Below are 16,916 nucleotides of genomic sequence, written 5' to 3' on the forward strand. Positions count from 1 at the left end.
GTCAGTCCCCCGCGACGATGTCGGCGAGGGTGTCCACGCCTTCCCGGGTGCCGACGGCGACGAGGGTGTCCCCGATGGCGAGCCGGAAATCCGGTCCCGGGGACGGGTGAGCGCTGGTGCGGCGCAGCACGGCGACGATGGAGGCGCCCGTGCGGGTACGGGCCCTGGTGTCGCCGAGCAGCCGTCCGCCGTAGGGCGAGCGGCTGCCGACGGGTATGTGCTCGGTGACCAGGTCCAGCCCGTCGGTGCGGATGGCCTCCATCGGCGTGGGGTCGATCAGGTGGGCCAGGCTGGTGGCCTCCTCGGGGGTGAGGGGCACCGACGCCTGGCAGGTGTCGGGGTCGTCGGCCCGGTAGAAGCCGAGGAACCGGCGTCCGTCGTGGTGGACGACGACGGAGATGTGCTGTCCGGCCTCGGTGCTGACCTCGTACTGCGTTCCGACGCCCGGCAGTGGGGTTCGACGCGTTCCCATGACGCCTCTCCACAGCTGGTGCCGACGGTGCCGGCAGGCAAGAAAGGATCTTCTTTACCTTACCATTACACTGTGGTAAGGGCCGCGGCGCCGAAGGAGACGTCGAAGCGGTCGCACCAGATGCTGACGCTGGTGTACGTGCCGGGGTCGAAGTCGTCGGGCAGCTCGTAGTTCTGGTCGCCCTTGTTGCCCTTCAGGTCGCCGAGGCTGAGGTGGGCGCCGTCGTCGAAGACGTGCCAGCCGGCCTTGCCCTCGCGTACGGGCGCGTCGGTGACCCAGACCTTCAGGTCGGGGCCGTTGCTGGTGTCGAGGTTCTCGATCCGCAGGATCCGGGAGCCGTCGGCCAGCTTCACCACCCGGACGGTGCCGGTGGTGCTGTGCTCGTGGCTGATCAGTGTGCCGGTGGCGACCGTCTGCGGCCCGGCGGGCCGCGAGGGGCCGGCCGAGGGGGCCGCCGAGGGGCCGGCGGGCGCGGTGGAGGGGACGGACGGCGGCACCGCCTCGCTCACCGTCCGGTCCGCCCACAGCTTCCACGGCTGGAACCAGTAGAGCCCGAAGCCCGCCACCACCAGCCCGAGCACCAGCGTGCCGATCACCACCCTGCGGGTCGTCAGACGTCGTCCGCGTATCACCACTGCCTCCTCGCATCCCGTGTGTCCTGTGCCCATTCAACGCGCGGAACGCCTGGTCGGGGGCCCGTGATCCGATGACGAAAGTCTTACGGGCCGGGGGCCGCCGGCAGTGTCACCTCGAAGCGGCAGCCGCCCTGGACGTTGTGCACGCCCGTGTGGCCCTGGTGCGCCTCGACGATGCCGCGCACGATGGCGAGGCCGAGACCCGCGCCGCCGGGCGGGGTACGGGCGGCGGTGCCGCGCCAGCCCGTGTCGAACACCCGGGGCAGGTCGTCCTCCGGGATGCCGCCGCAGCCGTCGGTGACGGAGACGACGACCTCCTCGGCACGCCGCTCGGCGGCGACGGCGACCGTTCCGTCGGGCGTGGTCCGGCGGATGGCGTTGACCAGGAGGTTGGCCAGCACCCGGGTCATCTCCCGGCCGTCCACCTCGACCGGTACGGCGTCGACCCGCTCGCCGACCAGCCGGACGCCGAGCTCCCGGGCGAGCGGGTCCGCACCCGCCAGGGCCTCACCGACCAGGTCGTACACGGACATCCGGGACGGAGTGAGCGCCAGCGTGCCGGCATGGACGCGGGACAGGTCGAAGAGGTCCCCGATCATGGCGTTGAGCCGGTCGACCTCGGTGCGGATCTGCCGGAAGTAGCGCTGCGGGTCCGGCGCGACACCGTCCTCCAGCGCTTCCGCCATGGCACGCACTCCGGCGAGCGGTGTGCGCAGGTCGTGCGAGATCCAGGCGACGAGGTCGCGCCGGGAGGCTTCGAGGGCCTGCTCCCGTTCGCGCGACGCGGTCAGCCGGGCGCTGGTGGCGGCCAGTTCGCGGCTGAGCTCGGCCAGTTCCGCGGTGGCCGCGCCGCCGGGTGCGGCGAAGCTCCCGCCCTCGCCGAACGAACGCGCGGCGAGTGCCAGGTCCCGGCTGCGGGCGACCACCCAGCGGCCCAGCACCAGCGCGGTGACCAGCGAGACGACCGCGGCCATGGCGACGACCGTGGTGACGACGGAGAAGTCGTGCGGCTCGAGGAACATCGCCTCGCAGACGGTGAGGGTGCCCGCCAGCATCGCGGTCACCGTGACGGCGGCGACGACCGTCAGCGAGACCACGACCGACTTGTGGCGCAGGGCCCGCAGCACCAGGGCGCCGACGAGCCCCGCGGCGGACGCGCCGGCGAGGGCGTACCCCGCGATGAGCAGCAGGTCACGCATGACCGCCTCCCCCGTCCGGGCCCGCCGCCTCGAAGCGGTACCCCACGCCCCACACCGTCCGGATCAGCCGGGGGTCCGCCGGGTCGTCCTCGACCTTCCCGCGCAGCCGCCGCACGTGGACCGTGACGGTGGACAGGTCACCGAACTCCCAGCCCCACACCTCGCGCATCAGGGACTCCCTGCTGTGCGCCCGGCCCGGGTGGCGCACCAGATGGCCGAGCAGGTCGAACTCGCGCAGCGTCAGGGCCAGTTCCCGGCCGTCCTTGGTGGCCCTGCGCGCGACCGGGTCCAGGGTGATGCCCCCGGCGCTCACCGGTGTCCCCTCGGTCGGGGCGGCAGCGCCGCGGCGCAGCACGGACTCCACGCGCAGCACCAGCTCGCGCGGGCTGAACGGCTTGGTCACATAGTCGTCGGCGCCGACCTCCAGACCCAGGACGCGGTCCTCCTCGTCACCTCGCGCCGTGAGCATGATGACCGGCACCGGTCCCCGGCCGCGCAGGGTGCGGCACACCTCCAGGCCGTCCATACCGGGCAGCATCAGGTCGAGGACGACGAGGTCGGGCCGGCGCTCGGCGGCGAGCCGCAGCGCCGCGGGGCCGTCGGCCGCCCGTGCCACCGTGAACCCGGCGCGTTCCAGGTATCCCGTGACGACCTCGGAGACGGTGGGGTCGTCGTCCACGACGAGGATGTTCCGCATCCCGTCAGTGTCGCGCACGGCACCGACAGCGCCCATGGCGATCCGGTGACGTCCGCCGGCGTCCGATTCGTACAAGACCCGTCCCGCGCGCCCGTCTACCGTCGCGGCATGACTACCGCACCCCGGCTCGACGCGATCGGCCTCGTCGTCTCCGACATGGCCGCCTCCCTCGCCTTCTACCGCCGTCTCGGCCTGGACGTCCCGGCGGCCGCAGACTCCGCTCCGCACGTGGAGGCCACCCTGCCCGGTGGCACGCGGGTCCTGTGGGACACCGAGGAGGCGATCCGCTCCTTCGACCCGCACTGGACCCGCCCGCGGGGCGGCGACCGGGTCGGGCTCGCGTTCCGCTGCGGGAGCCCCGCCGAGGTGGACACCGTGTACGAGGGCCTGGTGGCCGCCGGTCACCGGGGCCACCTGAAGCCCTGGGACGCGGTGTGGGGCCAGCGCTACGCGGTGGTGCTGGACCCCGACGGCTGCGGGGTCTCCCTCTTCGCCGACGCCACGGACGCCGCGTAGGCGCCCGGCGTGGTGCCGGCCAGGGCGCGCGTCTCGCGGGCGAGGTGCGCCTGGTCGGTGCAGCCCGCCTCGATGGCCGCCCGCGCGTAGGGCACTCCTGCCCGTACGAGCGCGAGGGCGCGCTGCAGGCGCAGGACCCGGGCGAGCGTCTTGGGCCCGTAGCCGAAGGCGTCCAGCGACCGCCGGTGCAGCTGCCGGGCACCCAGCCCGACGGCCCGGGCGGTGTCGGCGACCGTCCACCCGGCGTTCAGCCCGTCGGCGACCGCCCGCAGCAGGGGGTCGGGGCGCGGGACGTCCGCGGCGCGCCGCAGCGCCAGGTCCTCCAGCGCGGCGGCCTGGTCGGCGGCCTCCCCGACCCGCTCGGCCAGCCGCCGGACCCGGTCGCCCGGCCACAGCGCGGCCAGGTCCACACGCCGGTCGCGCAGCTCATGGGCGGGTACGCCGAGGAGGGCGGGGGCGTCCCCGGGGGCGAAGCGGACGCCGGCGTACCGGGCTCCGGGGCGGTCGGGGACGTACGCCCGCGTGTCGGGCCCGGCGACGAACAGCCGGCCCTCGCTCCAGAGCAGGTCCATGCAGCCGTCGGGCAGCACGGAGAACGTCGCCGGCCCGCCGGTACGGGTCCAGACGACGGCGCCGTCGAGCCGTGAGGGCCGTTCCTCGTACACCCGTCCAAGGCTAAACCGGACCACCCGCACCTTGGCCCCGGGGCCAAGGTGCGGGTCGCGGTACCGCGCTCTGGTCGCGGTCCCGGCCCGGTTCGGAGCCCGAGCCGCGATCCCTGCCCCCGGCCACGGCCCGGGGCACGTTTCCGTGCCTTGGACGCGGTCTCACGGGCGGGTCCGGGCTCGCGCCACGGGCACGGCCGTACGGGCCCGGGTCGCGGTCGTGGCCTCGGTCAGGGGCGTGATCCGTGCCTTGGACGCGGTCTCACGGTCATGGACCCGTGTCTTGGTCCCGGCCCCGGTGGCGGCCCGGGCCCGGGTTCGGGTCGGGGCCCGGGTCGCGGTCCCGGGTACGGTCCGGGTCGCGGTCGCGGTCGCGCTCCTTCACGCGCTCGCGTTCCTTGTCCCGTTCCCGGTCCCGTTCCCGTTCCTTGGCCCGCTCTCGTTCCTTGTCCTTCGCGGTGTGCAGCCGGGACCTCACATCGTCCGGGGGCAGGAACCGCGACCAGCGCTCCGGGAACTCCGAGGGCATGTCGGGGTCCAGGTCGTCCAGGCCCTCGACCGCCGCCTTGGCCCGTGCGACCAGGGCGGCCGCCTCGGCCGTGCGGGCGCGTTCGTTCTCGGCGCGGGCGGCGGCGGTGGCGACCGACGGCCAGACGCGGTCGATCGCCGCGTTGACCGCCGCGCCCACCAGGACCGCGAACGCCGAGATGCCGATCCACAGCAGGACCGCGATGGGCGCGGCGAGCGAGCCGTAGATCGTCGGCCCCTCGACCGTACTGGTCAGGTAGATGCGCAGCAGGAAGCTGCCGAGCACCCACATGGCGAGGGCGACCAGCGCGCCGGGGACGTCCTCGATCCAGGGCGAGCGCACCGGAACCGACACGTGGTACAGGGTCGTCAGGAAGGCGACGGACAGCAGGATCACGACCGGCCAGTACAGGACGGAGACGACCTCGGTGCCCCAGGGGACGAGTTCGACCACCCGGTCGGGCCCCACCACCGCCAGCGGCAGGACGACCGCTCCGATTATCAGGGCGACGATGTAGAGCAGGAAGGCCAGCAACCGCGTGGCGACGATGCCGCGATGACCGTCCAGGCCGTACATCACGGTGATGGTGTCGATGAAGACGTTCACCGCCCGCGAGCCCGACCACAGCGCGATGGCGAAACCGATCGAGATGAGGTCGGGGCGGCCGCCGTGGGTGACGTCGGCCAGCAGCGGTTTCGCGATGTCGTTGACGCCCCGGTCGGACAGGACCGTGCCGACCGCCCCGAGGATGTTGCGCTCGATGGAGGCGACGGTGGTGGTGTTGGTCCAGTCGTCGATGTAGCCGAGGAGTCCGATGAGACCCAGCATCAGGGGCGGCAGCGACAGGAGGGTGAAGAAGGCCGCCTCGGCGGCGAGACCGAGGATCCGGTACTCGATGCACGAATTGACGGTGTCCTTCAGGAGCAGCCAGGCCATCCTCCGCTTCGACACATTGCGGTAGAGGGCCCGGGCCCGGTGGAGTCTGCCCGGTGACCGAGGGGCCCCCGGGGGTGTTTCATTTGCTGCCTGCACCTCCTTACCGTATCCGCATGGCGACCACCACCCACACAGTGACCAACCAGCCCCCACCCCTGGTCGGGTACGACGTCTTCACCGCCGATCATGCGCTGACCGAGGCCGTGGAGCGTCACCTTCCGCTCGAACTCCTCGACGACGCCCGCCGGGAGCTCTCGTCGCTCGGTACCACCGCCGGCTCCGTCCAGGCGCAGGAGTGGGGGTTCCTCGCCAACGAGAACCCGCCGAAGCTGCGCACCCACGACCGGTACGGCCACCGGATCGACCACGTCGACTTCCACCCCGCCTGGCACCGGCTGCTCGGTCACGCGGTGACCAACGGGCTCACCGACGCCTGGGGCCGACCGGGCGGCCATGTGCGGCGCGCCGCCGGGTTCCTGGTGTGGACGCAGGCCGAGGCCGGGCACGGCTGCCCGCTGTCGATGACCCACGCCGCCGTCCCGGCGCTGCGGGCCGATCCCGCGCTGGCCGCCGAGTGGGAGCCGAAGCTGACCTCGCGGATCTACGAGGGCGAGGAGACGACGCGCCCGGCCGCCGACAAGACCGGCGTGCTCTTCGGAATGGGCATGACGGAGAAGCAGGGGGGCAGCGACGTACGGGCGAACACGACGACGGCGGCCCCGGTGGAGGGGGACGGCGCGTATCTGCTGACGGGGCACAAGTGGTTCTGCTCGGCGCCGATGAGCGACGCCTTCCTGGTGCTGGCGCAGGCTCCCGGGGGCCTCACCTGCTTCCTGGTGCCGCGCGTGCTGGAGGACGGCAGCCGGAACGTGTTCCGGATCCAGCGGCTGAAGGACAAGCTCGGCAACCGGTCGAACGCGTCGAGCGAGGTCGAGTTCGACGGGACGTGGGCGCGCCGGGTCGGTGAGGAGGGCCGCGGGGTGCGCACCATCATCGGGATGGTGGCGGCGACCCGGCTGGACTGCGTGGTCGGCTCGGCGGCGCTGATGCGGCAGGCCGTGGCGCAGTCGGTGCACCACGCCGCGTACCGCGGCGCGTTCGGCGGCGTACTCCTCGAGAAGCCGCTGATGCGCAACGTCCTGGCCGACCTGGCACTGGAGTCGGAGGCGGCGACGACCCTGGCGATGAGGCTGGCGGCCGCGTACGACACCGACAGCGAGCAGGAGAAGGCCTTCCTGCGCCTGGCGGTGCCCGCGGCCAAGTACTGGGTGACGAAGCGGTGTACGCCGGTGACGGCGGAGGCACTGGAGTGCCTGGGCGGCAACGGCTACGTGGAGGAGTCGGGGATGCCCCGGCTGCTGCGGGAGTCGCCGCTGAACTCGATCTGGGAGGGCTCGGGCAACGTGCAGGCGCTGGACGTGCTGCGGGCGCTCCAGAGGGAGCCGCAGGCGCTGAACGCCTTCCTGGAGGAGGTCGGCAAGGCGCGGGGAGCGGACCACCGGCTGGACGGGGCGATCAAGGACCTGCTGGCCGAGCTGGCCGACCTGGAGGGTGTCGAGGCGCGGGCGCGGCGGCTGGTGGAGCGGATGGCGCTGGTGCTCCAGGGGTCGCTGCTGGTGCGGTGGGCGCCGCCCGCGGTGGCGGACGCGTTCTGCGCGTCGCGGCTGGGCGGGGACTGGGGGTCGGCGTTCGGGACGCTGCCGCACACCCTGGACCTGGCGGCACTGGTGGAGCGGGCGCGGGCGGTGGCGTAGGGGGCGAGTGAGGTAAAGGGGCGCGGCGGGTGTCGAGAGGGAGAACGCGCACAGGGTCGTGAGGAACGAGCGACCCGAGCACGATCGACCGTCGACACACGCTTGAGCGCCCCGGAACCGAACCGAGCCCTCGAAAAAGGGAGCGGGCGCGGGCCGTGTGTCCGATCGGCCCGCGCCCGGAGAGCGCTGGGATGGTGCTGCGCCGACACGGCACCATCCCGTCGCCGTACCACTTTCGTACGGAGGCAGGGCCGTTCGCGAGGGTTGCAAAGGGTTGCACCGTTGTGGGGGATGCCGGAGCGCGTCGCGGCCGGGCAGGGGAGGATGGGGTGACACGTACCAGCCACCAGGTGGGGCGGCAGCGGGGAGGACCGGTGCGTCAGGCCACAGTCGACATGACGCGGCTCGCAGCCATGGACACGCGCGAGGCGGCGTTGCTGCTCAAGGGTGTGAGGGAGGCGGCGCTGAAGGGCGGGCGGCCCCCGCTGGCGCCGCGCGCCGACATAGGTGAGTCGTGGCAGCGCATGCTGCGCAAGGGCGTGGATCCGGACCGGGACCACCGTTCGGGGCTGCTGCCACCCGGGGAGATCGAGCGGCGTCGTGCCGCCTCGCCCCTGGCGGAGCTGCTGCCGGTGCTGCGGGAGGGTCTGGTGTCGTGCTCGGCCGTGTCCCACGCGGTACGGCACATCATGGTGGTGGCGGACGCCGAGGGCCGGGTGCTGTGGCGCGAGGGCAGCGCGAGCGTGCTGCGCAAGGCGGACGGGCACGGGTTCGAGCCGGGTGCCGACTGGGCGGAGACGACGGTCGGTACGAACGGGGTGGGCACCGCGCTGGTGGCCCGGCGCCCGGTGCAGGTGCACTCGGCGGAGCACTTCGTCTCGACGCACCACTCGTGGACCTGCGCGGGCGCTCCGATCACCGATCCGCGGGACGGCAAGCTGCTCGGCGCGGTGGATGTGAGCGGGCCGCTGGCGACGATGCACCCGGCGACGCTGATGCTGGTGAGCTCGGTCGCCAGGCTGGCGGAGGCGGAGCTGCGTAACCGGCACTTCACCGAGTTGGCGCGGCTGCGGGCGGTGGCCGCGCCGATCCTGTGCCGGCTGGGGGGCAGGGCGCTGGCGGTGGACGCGCACGGCTGGCTGGCCGGTGTGACCGGGATGCCGCCGATGGACCGGTTGACGCTGCCGGCGTCGTTCCGGGCGGGCCGGGTGTGGCTGCCGTCGCTGGGGATGTGCGAGGCGGAGCCGCTGCCCGGCGGGTGGCTGCTGCGGGTGGTGGACGAGGAGGCGCGGGCGGCGGCGGCGTCGAGCCGGGTGGTGCTGGACGTGAGCCGGCCGCGGCGGTGGTCGCTGGAGGTGTCGGGGGCGGCGGGCAGCTGGACGCAGGAGCTGAGCCCGCGCCACACGGAGCTGCTGTACGCGCTGGCGCTGCACCGGGAGGGACGCACGGCGGCGGAGCTGGCGTACGACGTGTTCGGCGACCGTACGCGGGCGGTGACGGTCCGGGCGGAGCTGTCCCGGATACGCCGCACCCTGGCGGGCGTGCTGGAGCACCGCCCGTACCGCTTCCGTGAGGGGGTCGAGGTGGAGGTGGTCGGCCCCGAGGACCCGGCTGATCTGCTCCCGCACTCCACGGCCCCGGCGGTGCGCGCCTCCCGCGCCGGGGCGGGCGCGACGGGCGGGGGCGGGAGCTGATCGCCACGCCGGGGCGGGCGCGTGGTTCGCTTGGGCGTATGAGCATCACCGTGACCACCTGGTCCCTCGAACAGACCTCGCCGGACGACCTGCGGCCCGCCGCCGCGCCCGCCGGTGAGGTGCGGATCGTGCGGGCGGAGGTGCCCTCGCCCGAGTTCGGCCGCTTCCTCTATACGGCGGTGGGCGGCGACGTCCGCTGGACGGACCGGCTGGGGCTGACGTACGCCCAGTGGCGGGAGATCGTGGAGCGGCCCGGGGCGGAGATCTGGGTGGCGTACGACAGGGGGACGCCGGCGGGGTACGTGGAGCTGGACCCGCAGGAGGACGGGGTGGTGGAGATCGTCTACTTCGGGTTGATACCGGCGTTCCGGGGCCGGGGGATCGGCGGGCATCTGCTCTCGTACGGCACCGCGCGCGCCTGGGACCTGGCCGACCGCTGGCCGGGGCGGGCCCCGACGAAGCGGGTGTGGCTGCACACCTGCTCCCTGGACGGGGAGCACGCGATGGGGAACTATCGGCGTCGTGGCTTCACTCTCTTCCACACCGAGGTGACGCAGGAGCCGGAGTCGGCGGCCCCGGGTCCGTGGCCCGGCGCGGGCGCCCGCTGAGCCTTCCCGTCCGTCGCCCCCTTCGTTCCGGCTGCCCGGGCGGGGGCGACGGACGTGACCCACACCACACCTGTCCACGATGTGGGACACTGGTGTCCACATCATGGACGAACCTGGACTGGGTCCAAAGTCCCATGGCACGCTTCCGTCATGTCTCGAGCTGGAATTGCCTTGGTGAGTCGGCGGCACGTCGACCTCGGCCGCATGTCCAGCGCCATCTGTCCGGTGAGCTGATCAGCCCAGCACCACCGCGATCCCCCTTACGTCTGAACCCCCAGCGCACCGCCGCGCCACCCTCTGCTCAGCGCGCGAGTGTGCAGGTCAGAGCCGCCCTCCTGCAGTCCCGAAGGACGTATCGTCATGGCCGCCACCCCTGAGAAGCCCGCCTCCGCCACCGCCCGCCGCAAAACCGGGCGCCACCGCGGCGAAGGCCAGTGGGCCGTGGGCCACTTCACGCCCCTCAACGGCAACGAGCAGTTCAAGAAGGACGACGACGGTCTCAACGTACGGACACGCATTGAGACGATCTACTCCAAGGCCGGTTTCGACTCGATCGACCCCAACGACCTGCGGGGCCGGATGCGCTGGTGGGGTCTCTACACCCAGCGCAAGCCCGGGATCGACGGCGGCAAGACCGCGATCCTGGAGCCGGAGGAGCTGGACGACGAGTACTTCATGCTGCGCGTCCGCATCGACGGCGGGCGGCTGACCACCGAGCAGCTCCGGGTCATCGGTGAGATCTCGCAGGAGTTCGCGCGCGGCACCGCCGACATCACCGACCGGCAGAACGTGCAGTACCACTGGATCCGGATCGAGGACGTGCCCGAGATCTGGAACCGCCTGGAGGCCGTGGGCCTGTCGACCACCGAGGCGTGCGGCGACACCCCGCGCGTCATCCTCGGCTCGCCGGTGGCCGGGATCGCCGAGGACGAGATCATCGACGGCACTCCCGCCATCGACGAGATCCAGCGCCGGATCATCGGCAACAAGGACTTCTCCAACCTGCCCCGCAAGTTCAAGTCGGCGATCTCCGGCTCCCCGCTGCTCGACGTGGCGCACGAGATCAACGACATCTCCTTCGTGGGCGTGCACCACCCCGAGCACGGCCCCGGCTTCGACCTGTGGGTCGGCGGCGGTCTGTCCACCAACCCCAAGCTCGGTGTGCGGCTCGGCGCGTGGGTCCCGCTCGACGAGGTGCCCGACGTGTACGAGGGCGTCATCTCGATCTTCCGCGACTACGGCTACCGCAGGCTGCGCAACCGCGCCCGCCTGAAGTTCCTGGTCGCCGACTGGGGCGCGGAGAAGTTCCGCAAGGTGCTGGAGGACGAGTACCTCAAGCGCGAGCTGGTGGACGGCCCGGCGCCCGAGCAGCCCGTACAGCAGTGGCGTGACCACGTGGGCGTGCACCGGCAGAAGGACGGCCGGTTCTACGTGGGCTTCGCGCCGCGCGTCGGCCGTGTCGACGGTGCCACGCTCACGAAGATCGCCGACGTGGCCCAGGCGCACGGCTCCGGCAGGCTGCGGACCACCGCCGAGCAGAAGATGATCGTCCTCGACGTCGACGAGGCCCGGGTCGAGTCGCTGGTGGCGGGGCTGGAGGCACTGGACCTCCAGGTCAAGCCGTCGCCGTTCCGGCGCGGCACGATGGCCTGCACCGGCATCGAGTTCTGCAAGCTGGCGATCGTCGAGACCAAGGCGCGCGGCGCCTCGCTGATCGACGAGCTGGAGCGCCGCATCCCGGACTTCGACGAGCCGATCACCATCAACATCAACGGTTGCCCGAACGCCTGTGCGCGTATCCAGGTGGCGGACATCGGTCTCAAGGGTCAGCTGGTGCTCGACGACGAGGGCAACCAGGTGGAGGGCTACCAGGTGCACCTGGGCGGCGCACTCGGCCTGGAGGCGGGCTTCGGCCGCAAGGTGCGCGGCCTGAAGGTCACCGCCGACGAACTGCCCGACTACATCGAGCGGGTCCTGGGCCGCTTCCAGGAGCAGCGCGAGGACGGCGAGCGCTTCGCCACCTGGGCGGCGCGTGCCTCGGAGGAGGCCCTCTCATGAGCGAGCGTGCGGCACCGTTCCACTGCCCCTACTGCGGTGACGAGGACCTGCGCCCCAGTGAGCAGGGGCACGGCGCCTGGGAATGCGGAGCGTGCAATCGAGCCTTCCAGCTGAAGTTCCTCGGGTTGCTGACCCGGGGGCTCCGGCGCAACGACGGTGGAGGGGAAGCGATATGACGGTGGTTCAGAGCAAGGAACAGCTCAAGACGCTCGCCGAGCGGGCGGGGCGGGACCTCGAAGAGGCGTCCGCCCTGGAGATCCTGAAGTGGGCCGCCGACACCTTCGGTCCGCGCTTCTGCGTCACCTCCTCGATGGAGGACGCGGTCGTCGCCCACCTCGCCTCGCGGGCCATGCCCGGTGTGGACGTCGTCTTCCTCGACACCGGCTACCACTTCCCCGAGACCATCGGGACCCGTGACGCGGTCGAGGCGGTGATGGACGTCAACGTCATCACGCTGACGCCGCGGCAGACGGTGGCCGAGCAGGACGCCGAGTACGGCCCAAAGCTGCACGACCGCAACCCCGACCTGTGCTGCGCGCTGCGCAAGGTCAAGCCCCTTGAGGAGGGCCTGACCGCGTACGACGCGTGGGCGACCGGGCTGCGCCGCGACGAGTCCCCGACCCGGGCGGACACCCCGGTCGTCGGGTGGGACGAGAAGCGCCGGAAGGTCAAGGTGTCGCCGATCGCCCGCTGGACGCAGGACGACGTGGACGCGTACGTCGCCGAGCACGGTGTGCTGACCAACCCGCTGCTGATGGACGGCTACCCCTCCGTCGGCTGCGCGCCCTGCACCCGCCGCGTGCTGGAGGGCGAGGACGCGCGGGCCGGCCGCTGGGCGGGCCGGGCGAAGACCGAGTGCGGGCTGCACGGCTGATGACGACTGTGGGAGAAGAGAACGTGACTGGGGCCACCATCTGGCTCACCGGGCTGCCGAGCGCCGGAAAGACCACGATCGCCTACGAACTGGCGGACCGGCTGCGTGCCGAGGGCCGCCGGGTCGAGGTCCTCGACGGTGACGAGATCCGCGAGTTCCTCTCGGCGGGCCTCGGGTTCAGCCGTGAGGACCGGCACACCAATGTGCAGCGGATCGGCTTCGTCGCCGAGCTGCTGGCGTCCCACGGCGTGCACGTCCTGGTGCCGGTCATCGCCCCGTACGCGGACAGCCGCGAGGCCGTCCGCAAGCGCCACCAGCGGGAGGGCACCCCGTACGTCGAGGTGCACGTCGCCACTCCGGTGGAGGTGTGCTCCGTACGCGATGTGAAGGGGCTGTACGCCAAGCAGGCCGCGGGCGAGATCAGCGGCCTGACCGGCGTGGACGACCCGTACGAGGAGCCGGAGACGCCGGACCTGCGGATCGAGTCCCAGAACCAGACCGTGCCGGAGTCCGCCGCGGCGGTCCACGCCCTGCTGACCGAGAGGGGCCTCCTGTGAGCGACGCGTGCGCGGCCACCGGGCCGCAGACAGCAACGACGCCCGCACCCCTGCGCCGCGCAGGCGGAGAAGTTCACGAAGGGGACGCAGCATGACCACGGTGGCCAACGTCCATGAAGGCACGGACAGCCCGTTCGCGCTGTCGCACCTGGACTCGCTGGAGTCCGAGGCGGTGCACATCTTCCGCGAGGTGGCGGGTGAGTTCGAGCGGCCGGTGATCCTGTTCTCCGGCGGCAAGGACTCGATCGTCATGCTGCACCTGGCGCTGAAGGCGTTCGCGCCCGCCGCGATCCCGTTCACGCTGTTGCACGTCGACACCGGGCACAACTTCCCCGAGGTCATCGAGTACCGCGACCGCACGGTCGAGAAGCACGGACTGCGCCTGCACGTGGCGTCCGTGCAGGACTACATCGACCGCGGTGTGCTCAAGGAGCGCCCCGACGGCACCCGCAACCCGCTGCAGACCGTGCCGCTGACCGAGGCCATCCAGCAGCACCGCTTCGACGCCGTGTTCGGCGGTGGGCGGCGTGACGAGGAGAAGGCGCGGGCGAAGGAGCGGGTGTTCTCGCTGCGTGACGAGTTCTCGCAGTGGGACCCGCGCCGCCAGCGTCCCGAGCTGTGGCAGCTGTACAACGGCCGGCACGCGCCCGGTGAGCACGTGCGGGTGTTCCCGCTGTCGAACTGGACCGAGCTGGACGTGTGGCAGTACATCGAGCGTGAGGGCATCGAGCTGCCGCAGATCTACTTCGCGCACGAGCGTGAGGTGTTCTCCCGCCACGGCATGTGGCTGACGGCCGGCGAGTGGGGCGGTCCGAAGGACACCGAGCCGGTGGAGAAGCGGATGATCCGCTACCGCACGGTCGGCGACATGTCCTGCACCGGCGCCGTCGAGTCCGACGCCACCACGCTCCAGGCCGTGATCGCCGAGATCGCCGCCTCCCGGCTCACCGAGCGGGGCGCCACCCGCGCCGACGACAAGCTGTCCGAGGCCGCGATGGAAGACCGCAAGCGCGAAGGGTACTTCTAGACATGAGCACCACGAGCGAGCAGCTCGCCGACCTGTCGGCCACCACCCTGCTGCGTTTCGCGACCGCCGGGTCCGTCGACGACGGAAAGTCCACGCTGGTGGGCCGGCTGCTGCACGACTCCAAGTCGGTGCTGACCGACCAGTTGGAGGCCGTCGAGGCCGCGTCCCTGAGCCGTGGCCAGGACGCCCCCGACCTGGCGCTGCTCACCGACGGTCTGCGGGCCGAGCGCGAGCAGGGCATCACCATCGATGTCGCCTACCGCTACTTCGCCACGCCCCGGCGCCGGTTCATCCTGGCCGACACGCCCGGCCATGTGCAGTACACCCGCAACATGGTCACCGGCGCCTCCACCGCCGAGCTGGCCGTGGTGCTGGTCGACGCACGCAACGGCGTCGTCGAGCAGACCCGCCGGCACGCCGCCGTGGCCGCGCTGCTGCGCGTCCCCCACGTGGTGCTGGCCGTCAACAAGATGGACCTCGTCGACTACGCGGAGCCCGTCTTCGCGTCGATCGCCGAGGAGTTCACCACGTACGCCTCCGAGCTCGGCGTCCCGGAGATCACCGCGATCCCCATCTCGGCGCTGGCGGGCGACAACGTGGTGGAGCCGTCGGCCAACATGGACTGGTACGGCGGCCCGACGGTCCTGGAGCACCTGGAGACCGTCCCGGTCAGCCACGACCTGACCGCCTGCCACGCCCGGTTCCCGGTGCAGTACGTGATCCGGCCGCAGACCGCCGAGCACCCGGACTACCGGGGGTACGCGGGCCAGATCGCGGCCGGCGCCTTCCGCGTAGGCGAGCAGGTCACGGTGCTGCCGTCCGGCCGGACCAGCACCATCACGGCCATCGACGCGCTCGGCGAGAGCGTGGACATCGCCTGGGCGCCGCAGTCGGTGACGATCCGGCTGGCCGACGACATCGACATCTCGCGCGGCGACCTGATCGCCCCGGCCGGTGACGCCCCGACGACCACGCAGGACGTCGTGGCGACGGTGTGCCACGTGGCGGACCAGCCGCTGGCGGTCGGTCAGCGGGTGCTGCTGAAGCACACCACCCGTACCGTCAAGGCGATCGTCAAGGACATCCCGTCCCGGCTGACGCTGGACGACCTGTCCCAGCACCCGGCGCCCGGGCGGCTGGTCGCCAACGACATCGGCCGTGTCGTGGTGCGCACCGCCGAGCCGCTGGCGCTCGACACGTACGCCGACTCGCGCCGCACCGGCTCGTTCCTGCTGATCGACCCGGCCGACGGCACCACGCTGGCGGCCGGCATGGCGGGTGACGCGTTCGCCTCCGCCGACGCGCCGGCCGCCGAGCGGGACGACGAGGGCTGGGACTTCTGACGATGACCGACGTCTACGCGACCTTCGCGAAGGAGGGCGGCCGGGTCGGCAGCGGCGCCCTCGGCGCGGGGACCGGGGGTGTGGCGCGATGTGCCCGCTGACGCACGCGCACCCGCCGTGCGCCCTCCCCGAGCCGTACCCGCGTCACGCGCGTCACGCGCGTCACCGACGAAGACTCCGAAGACCCTGAACCGAGGGGAACCACCTCCGTGCCTGCCTTCCGTACCACCGTGCGCCGCGCCCTAGCCGCCGCCGTGGCCGCGCCGCTGCTGATCGGCGCGCTCGCCTCCTGCGGCTACGGCTCCAAGGCCCCGAAGGACGAGAGGAAGGTGGCGGCCGAGGGCGAGAAGCTCTCCGCCGACCGGGTGCGGCTCGGGTACTTCCCCAACCTGACCCATGCCACGGCCCTCGTGGGTGACCAGGAAGGCATCATCCAGAAGGAGCTGGGCGGCACCGAGCTGAAGGTGTCGACGTTCAACGCGGGCCCGTCCGAGATCGAGGCGCTCAACGCCGGCTCGATCGACATCGGTTTCATCGGCCCCTCCCCCGCGATCAACGGCTGGGTCAAGTCCAAGGGCGAAAACCTGCGGATCATCGGCGGTTCCGCGTCCGGTGGGGTCAAGCTGGTCGTGAACCCGGACAAGATCAAGACCCTGGACGACCTCAAGGGCAAGAAGATCGCCACCCCGCAGCACGCCAACACCCAGGACGTCGCGTTCCTCAACTGGATCGCGGAGCGGGGCTGGAAGGTCGACGCCCAGAGCGGCAAGGGCGACGTCTCCGTCGTCCGCACCGAGAACAAGATCGCTCCGAACGCCTACCGGTCCGGTGCGATCGACGGCGCCTGGATGCCCGAGCCGACGGCGTCGATGCTGGTCGGCGAGGGCGCCAAGGTGCTGCTCGAGGAGTCGGCCCTGTGGCCGGAGAAGAAGTTCGTGATCACGAACATCATCGTGTCGCAGGAGTTCCTCGAGAAGCACCCGGATGTCGTCGAGGCGGTGCTGCGCGGCTCGGTGAGAACCAACGCGTGGATCAACGCCAACCCCGGCGAGGCCAAGGACTCCGTCAACGCCAGGCTGAAGGCGCTCACCGGCAAACCGCTGCGGGACGAGGTCATCGACCGGGCGTGGCCGTCGATCCGGTTCGTCGACGACCCGCTGGCCGCGACGTTGCGGGCGCAGGCCGGCCACGCGGTGACCGCCGGTCTCCTGGAGAAGCCGGACCTGAAGGGCATCTACGACCTGAGACCGCTCAACAAGGTCCTGAAGGCCGAGGGCATGCCCGAGGTCGCCGACGCCGGTCTCGGCGTCAAGTAACCCGCCCGCTCAGCAGCCCAGTTCCCGTTCCCAGGA

General features: G+C 72.1%; 18 protein-coding genes. 12 read left to right on the forward strand and 6 right to left on the reverse strand.

Translation table 11 applies throughout. The features are described from left to right. Window position 1: 1 nt before the first annotated feature. The 4 genes from ABD347_RS10400 to ABD347_RS10415 all read right to left on the reverse strand — a co-directional run bounded on the left by ABD347_RS10400 (window position 2) and on the right by ABD347_RS10415 (window position 3,003). Window positions 2–472, reverse strand: a complete 471-nt coding sequence (locus tag ABD347_RS10400) for a cation:proton antiporter regulatory subunit (protein WP_344359375.1) — start codon at window positions 470–472, stop codon at window positions 2–4. Window positions 473–537: 65 nt separating this feature from the next. Beyond that, window positions 538–1,104: a DM13 domain-containing protein gene (locus tag ABD347_RS10405; protein WP_344359378.1), complete on the reverse strand. Its 567-nt coding sequence runs from the start codon at window positions 1,102–1,104 to the stop codon at window positions 538–540. A gap of 86 nt (window positions 1,105–1,190) precedes the next feature. Beyond that, on the reverse strand, window positions 1,191–2,306 hold the full coding sequence (locus ABD347_RS10410) for a sensor histidine kinase (protein WP_344359380.1): 1,116 nt from the start codon (window positions 2,304–2,306) through the stop codon (window positions 1,191–1,193). Next, window positions 2,299–3,003 (reverse strand): response regulator, encoded by a 705-nt coding sequence (locus tag ABD347_RS10415; RefSeq protein WP_344359382.1) that lies wholly within the window; start codon window positions 3,001–3,003, stop codon window positions 2,299–2,301. The genes ABD347_RS10410 and ABD347_RS10415 overlap by 8 nt, the downstream gene beginning before the upstream one ends. 108 nt (window positions 3,004–3,111) lie before the next feature. On the opposite strand from ABD347_RS10415, the gene ABD347_RS10420 reads away from it, so the two are divergent. Next, on the forward strand, window positions 3,112–3,519 hold the full coding sequence (locus ABD347_RS10420; protein ID WP_344359383.1) for a VOC family protein: 408 nt from the start codon (window positions 3,112–3,114) through the stop codon (window positions 3,517–3,519). Here ABD347_RS10420 and ABD347_RS10425 read toward each other — a convergent pair. Both ABD347_RS10425 and ABD347_RS10430 read right to left on the reverse strand, forming a co-directional pair. Then, window positions 3,450–4,184 (reverse strand): helix-turn-helix domain-containing protein, encoded by a 735-nt coding sequence (locus ABD347_RS10425; protein WP_344359384.1) that lies wholly within the window; start codon window positions 4,182–4,184, stop codon window positions 3,450–3,452. The genes ABD347_RS10420 and ABD347_RS10425 overlap by 70 nt on opposite strands. Before the next feature lie 268 nt (window positions 4,185–4,452). After that, entirely contained in the window at window positions 4,453–5,745 is a 1,293-nt protein-coding gene (locus tag ABD347_RS10430; protein ID WP_344359385.1) for a YihY/virulence factor BrkB family protein, read from the reverse strand. A 17-nt stretch (window positions 5,746–5,762) separates the two neighbouring features. Here ABD347_RS10430 and ABD347_RS10435 point away from each other — a divergent pair, with 17 nt between their 5' ends. The 11 genes from ABD347_RS10435 to ABD347_RS10480 all read left to right on the forward strand — a co-directional run bounded on the left by ABD347_RS10435 (window position 5,763) and on the right by ABD347_RS10480 (window position 16,880). After that, window positions 5,763–7,403 carry an acyl-CoA dehydrogenase family protein gene (locus ABD347_RS10435; RefSeq protein WP_344359387.1) on the forward strand — a complete coding sequence of 547 codons (1,641 nt, stop codon included), beginning with the start codon at window positions 5,763–5,765 and terminating at the stop codon, window positions 7,401–7,403. Between the two features lie 374 nt (window positions 7,404–7,777). Continuing rightward, window positions 7,778–9,097 (forward strand): GAF domain-containing protein, encoded by a 1,320-nt coding sequence (locus tag ABD347_RS10440; protein ID WP_344359389.1) that lies wholly within the window; start codon window positions 7,778–7,780, stop codon window positions 9,095–9,097. A gap of 38 nt (window positions 9,098–9,135) precedes the next feature. Then, window positions 9,136–9,705, forward strand: a complete 570-nt coding sequence (locus tag ABD347_RS10445) for a GNAT family N-acetyltransferase (protein WP_344359391.1) — start codon at window positions 9,136–9,138, stop codon at window positions 9,703–9,705. A 150-nt stretch (window positions 9,706–9,855) separates the two neighbouring features. Continuing rightward, a complete protein-coding gene (locus ABD347_RS30645; RefSeq protein ID WP_312846103.1) occupies window positions 9,856–9,939 on the forward strand; it encodes a putative leader peptide in 84 nt (27 codons plus the stop codon). Between the two features lie 126 nt (window positions 9,940–10,065). After that, entirely contained in the window at window positions 10,066–11,763 is a 1,698-nt protein-coding gene (locus ABD347_RS10450) for a nitrite/sulfite reductase (RefSeq protein WP_344359393.1), read from the forward strand. Next, window positions 11,760–11,939: a hypothetical protein gene (locus ABD347_RS10455; RefSeq protein ID WP_344359395.1), complete on the forward strand. Its 180-nt coding sequence runs from the start codon at window positions 11,760–11,762 to the stop codon at window positions 11,937–11,939. The genes ABD347_RS10450 and ABD347_RS10455 overlap by 4 nt, the downstream gene beginning before the upstream one ends. Next, window positions 11,936–12,637: a phosphoadenylyl-sulfate reductase gene (locus ABD347_RS10460; protein ID WP_344359398.1), complete on the forward strand. Its 702-nt coding sequence runs from the start codon at window positions 11,936–11,938 to the stop codon at window positions 12,635–12,637. The genes ABD347_RS10455 and ABD347_RS10460 overlap by 4 nt, the downstream gene beginning before the upstream one ends. Next, complete coding sequence (gene cysC, locus ABD347_RS10465; RefSeq protein WP_344359400.1) at window positions 12,637–13,194, forward strand: adenylyl-sulfate kinase; 558 nt, start codon at window positions 12,637–12,639, stop codon at window positions 13,192–13,194. The genes ABD347_RS10460 and cysC overlap by 1 nt, the downstream gene beginning before the upstream one ends. A gap of 91 nt (window positions 13,195–13,285) precedes the next feature. Then, complete coding sequence (gene cysD / locus ABD347_RS10470) at window positions 13,286–14,221, forward strand: sulfate adenylyltransferase subunit CysD (RefSeq protein ID WP_344359403.1); 936 nt, start codon at window positions 13,286–13,288, stop codon at window positions 14,219–14,221. 2 nt (window positions 14,222–14,223) lie between these two features. Further along, window positions 14,224–15,564 (forward strand): sulfate adenylyltransferase subunit 1, encoded by a 1,341-nt coding sequence (locus ABD347_RS10475; RefSeq protein ID WP_344359406.1) that lies wholly within the window; start codon window positions 14,224–14,226, stop codon window positions 15,562–15,564. 209 nt (window positions 15,565–15,773) lie between these two features. After that, on the forward strand, window positions 15,774–16,880 hold the full coding sequence (locus ABD347_RS10480; protein ID WP_344359408.1) for an aliphatic sulfonate ABC transporter substrate-binding protein: 1,107 nt from the start codon (window positions 15,774–15,776) through the stop codon (window positions 16,878–16,880). Window positions 16,881–16,916: the final 36 nt, after the last annotated feature.

The organism is Streptomyces gobitricini, assembly GCF_039532985.1.
Classification (GTDB): Bacteria; Actinomycetota; Actinomycetes; order Streptomycetales; family Streptomycetaceae; genus Streptomyces; species Streptomyces gobitricini.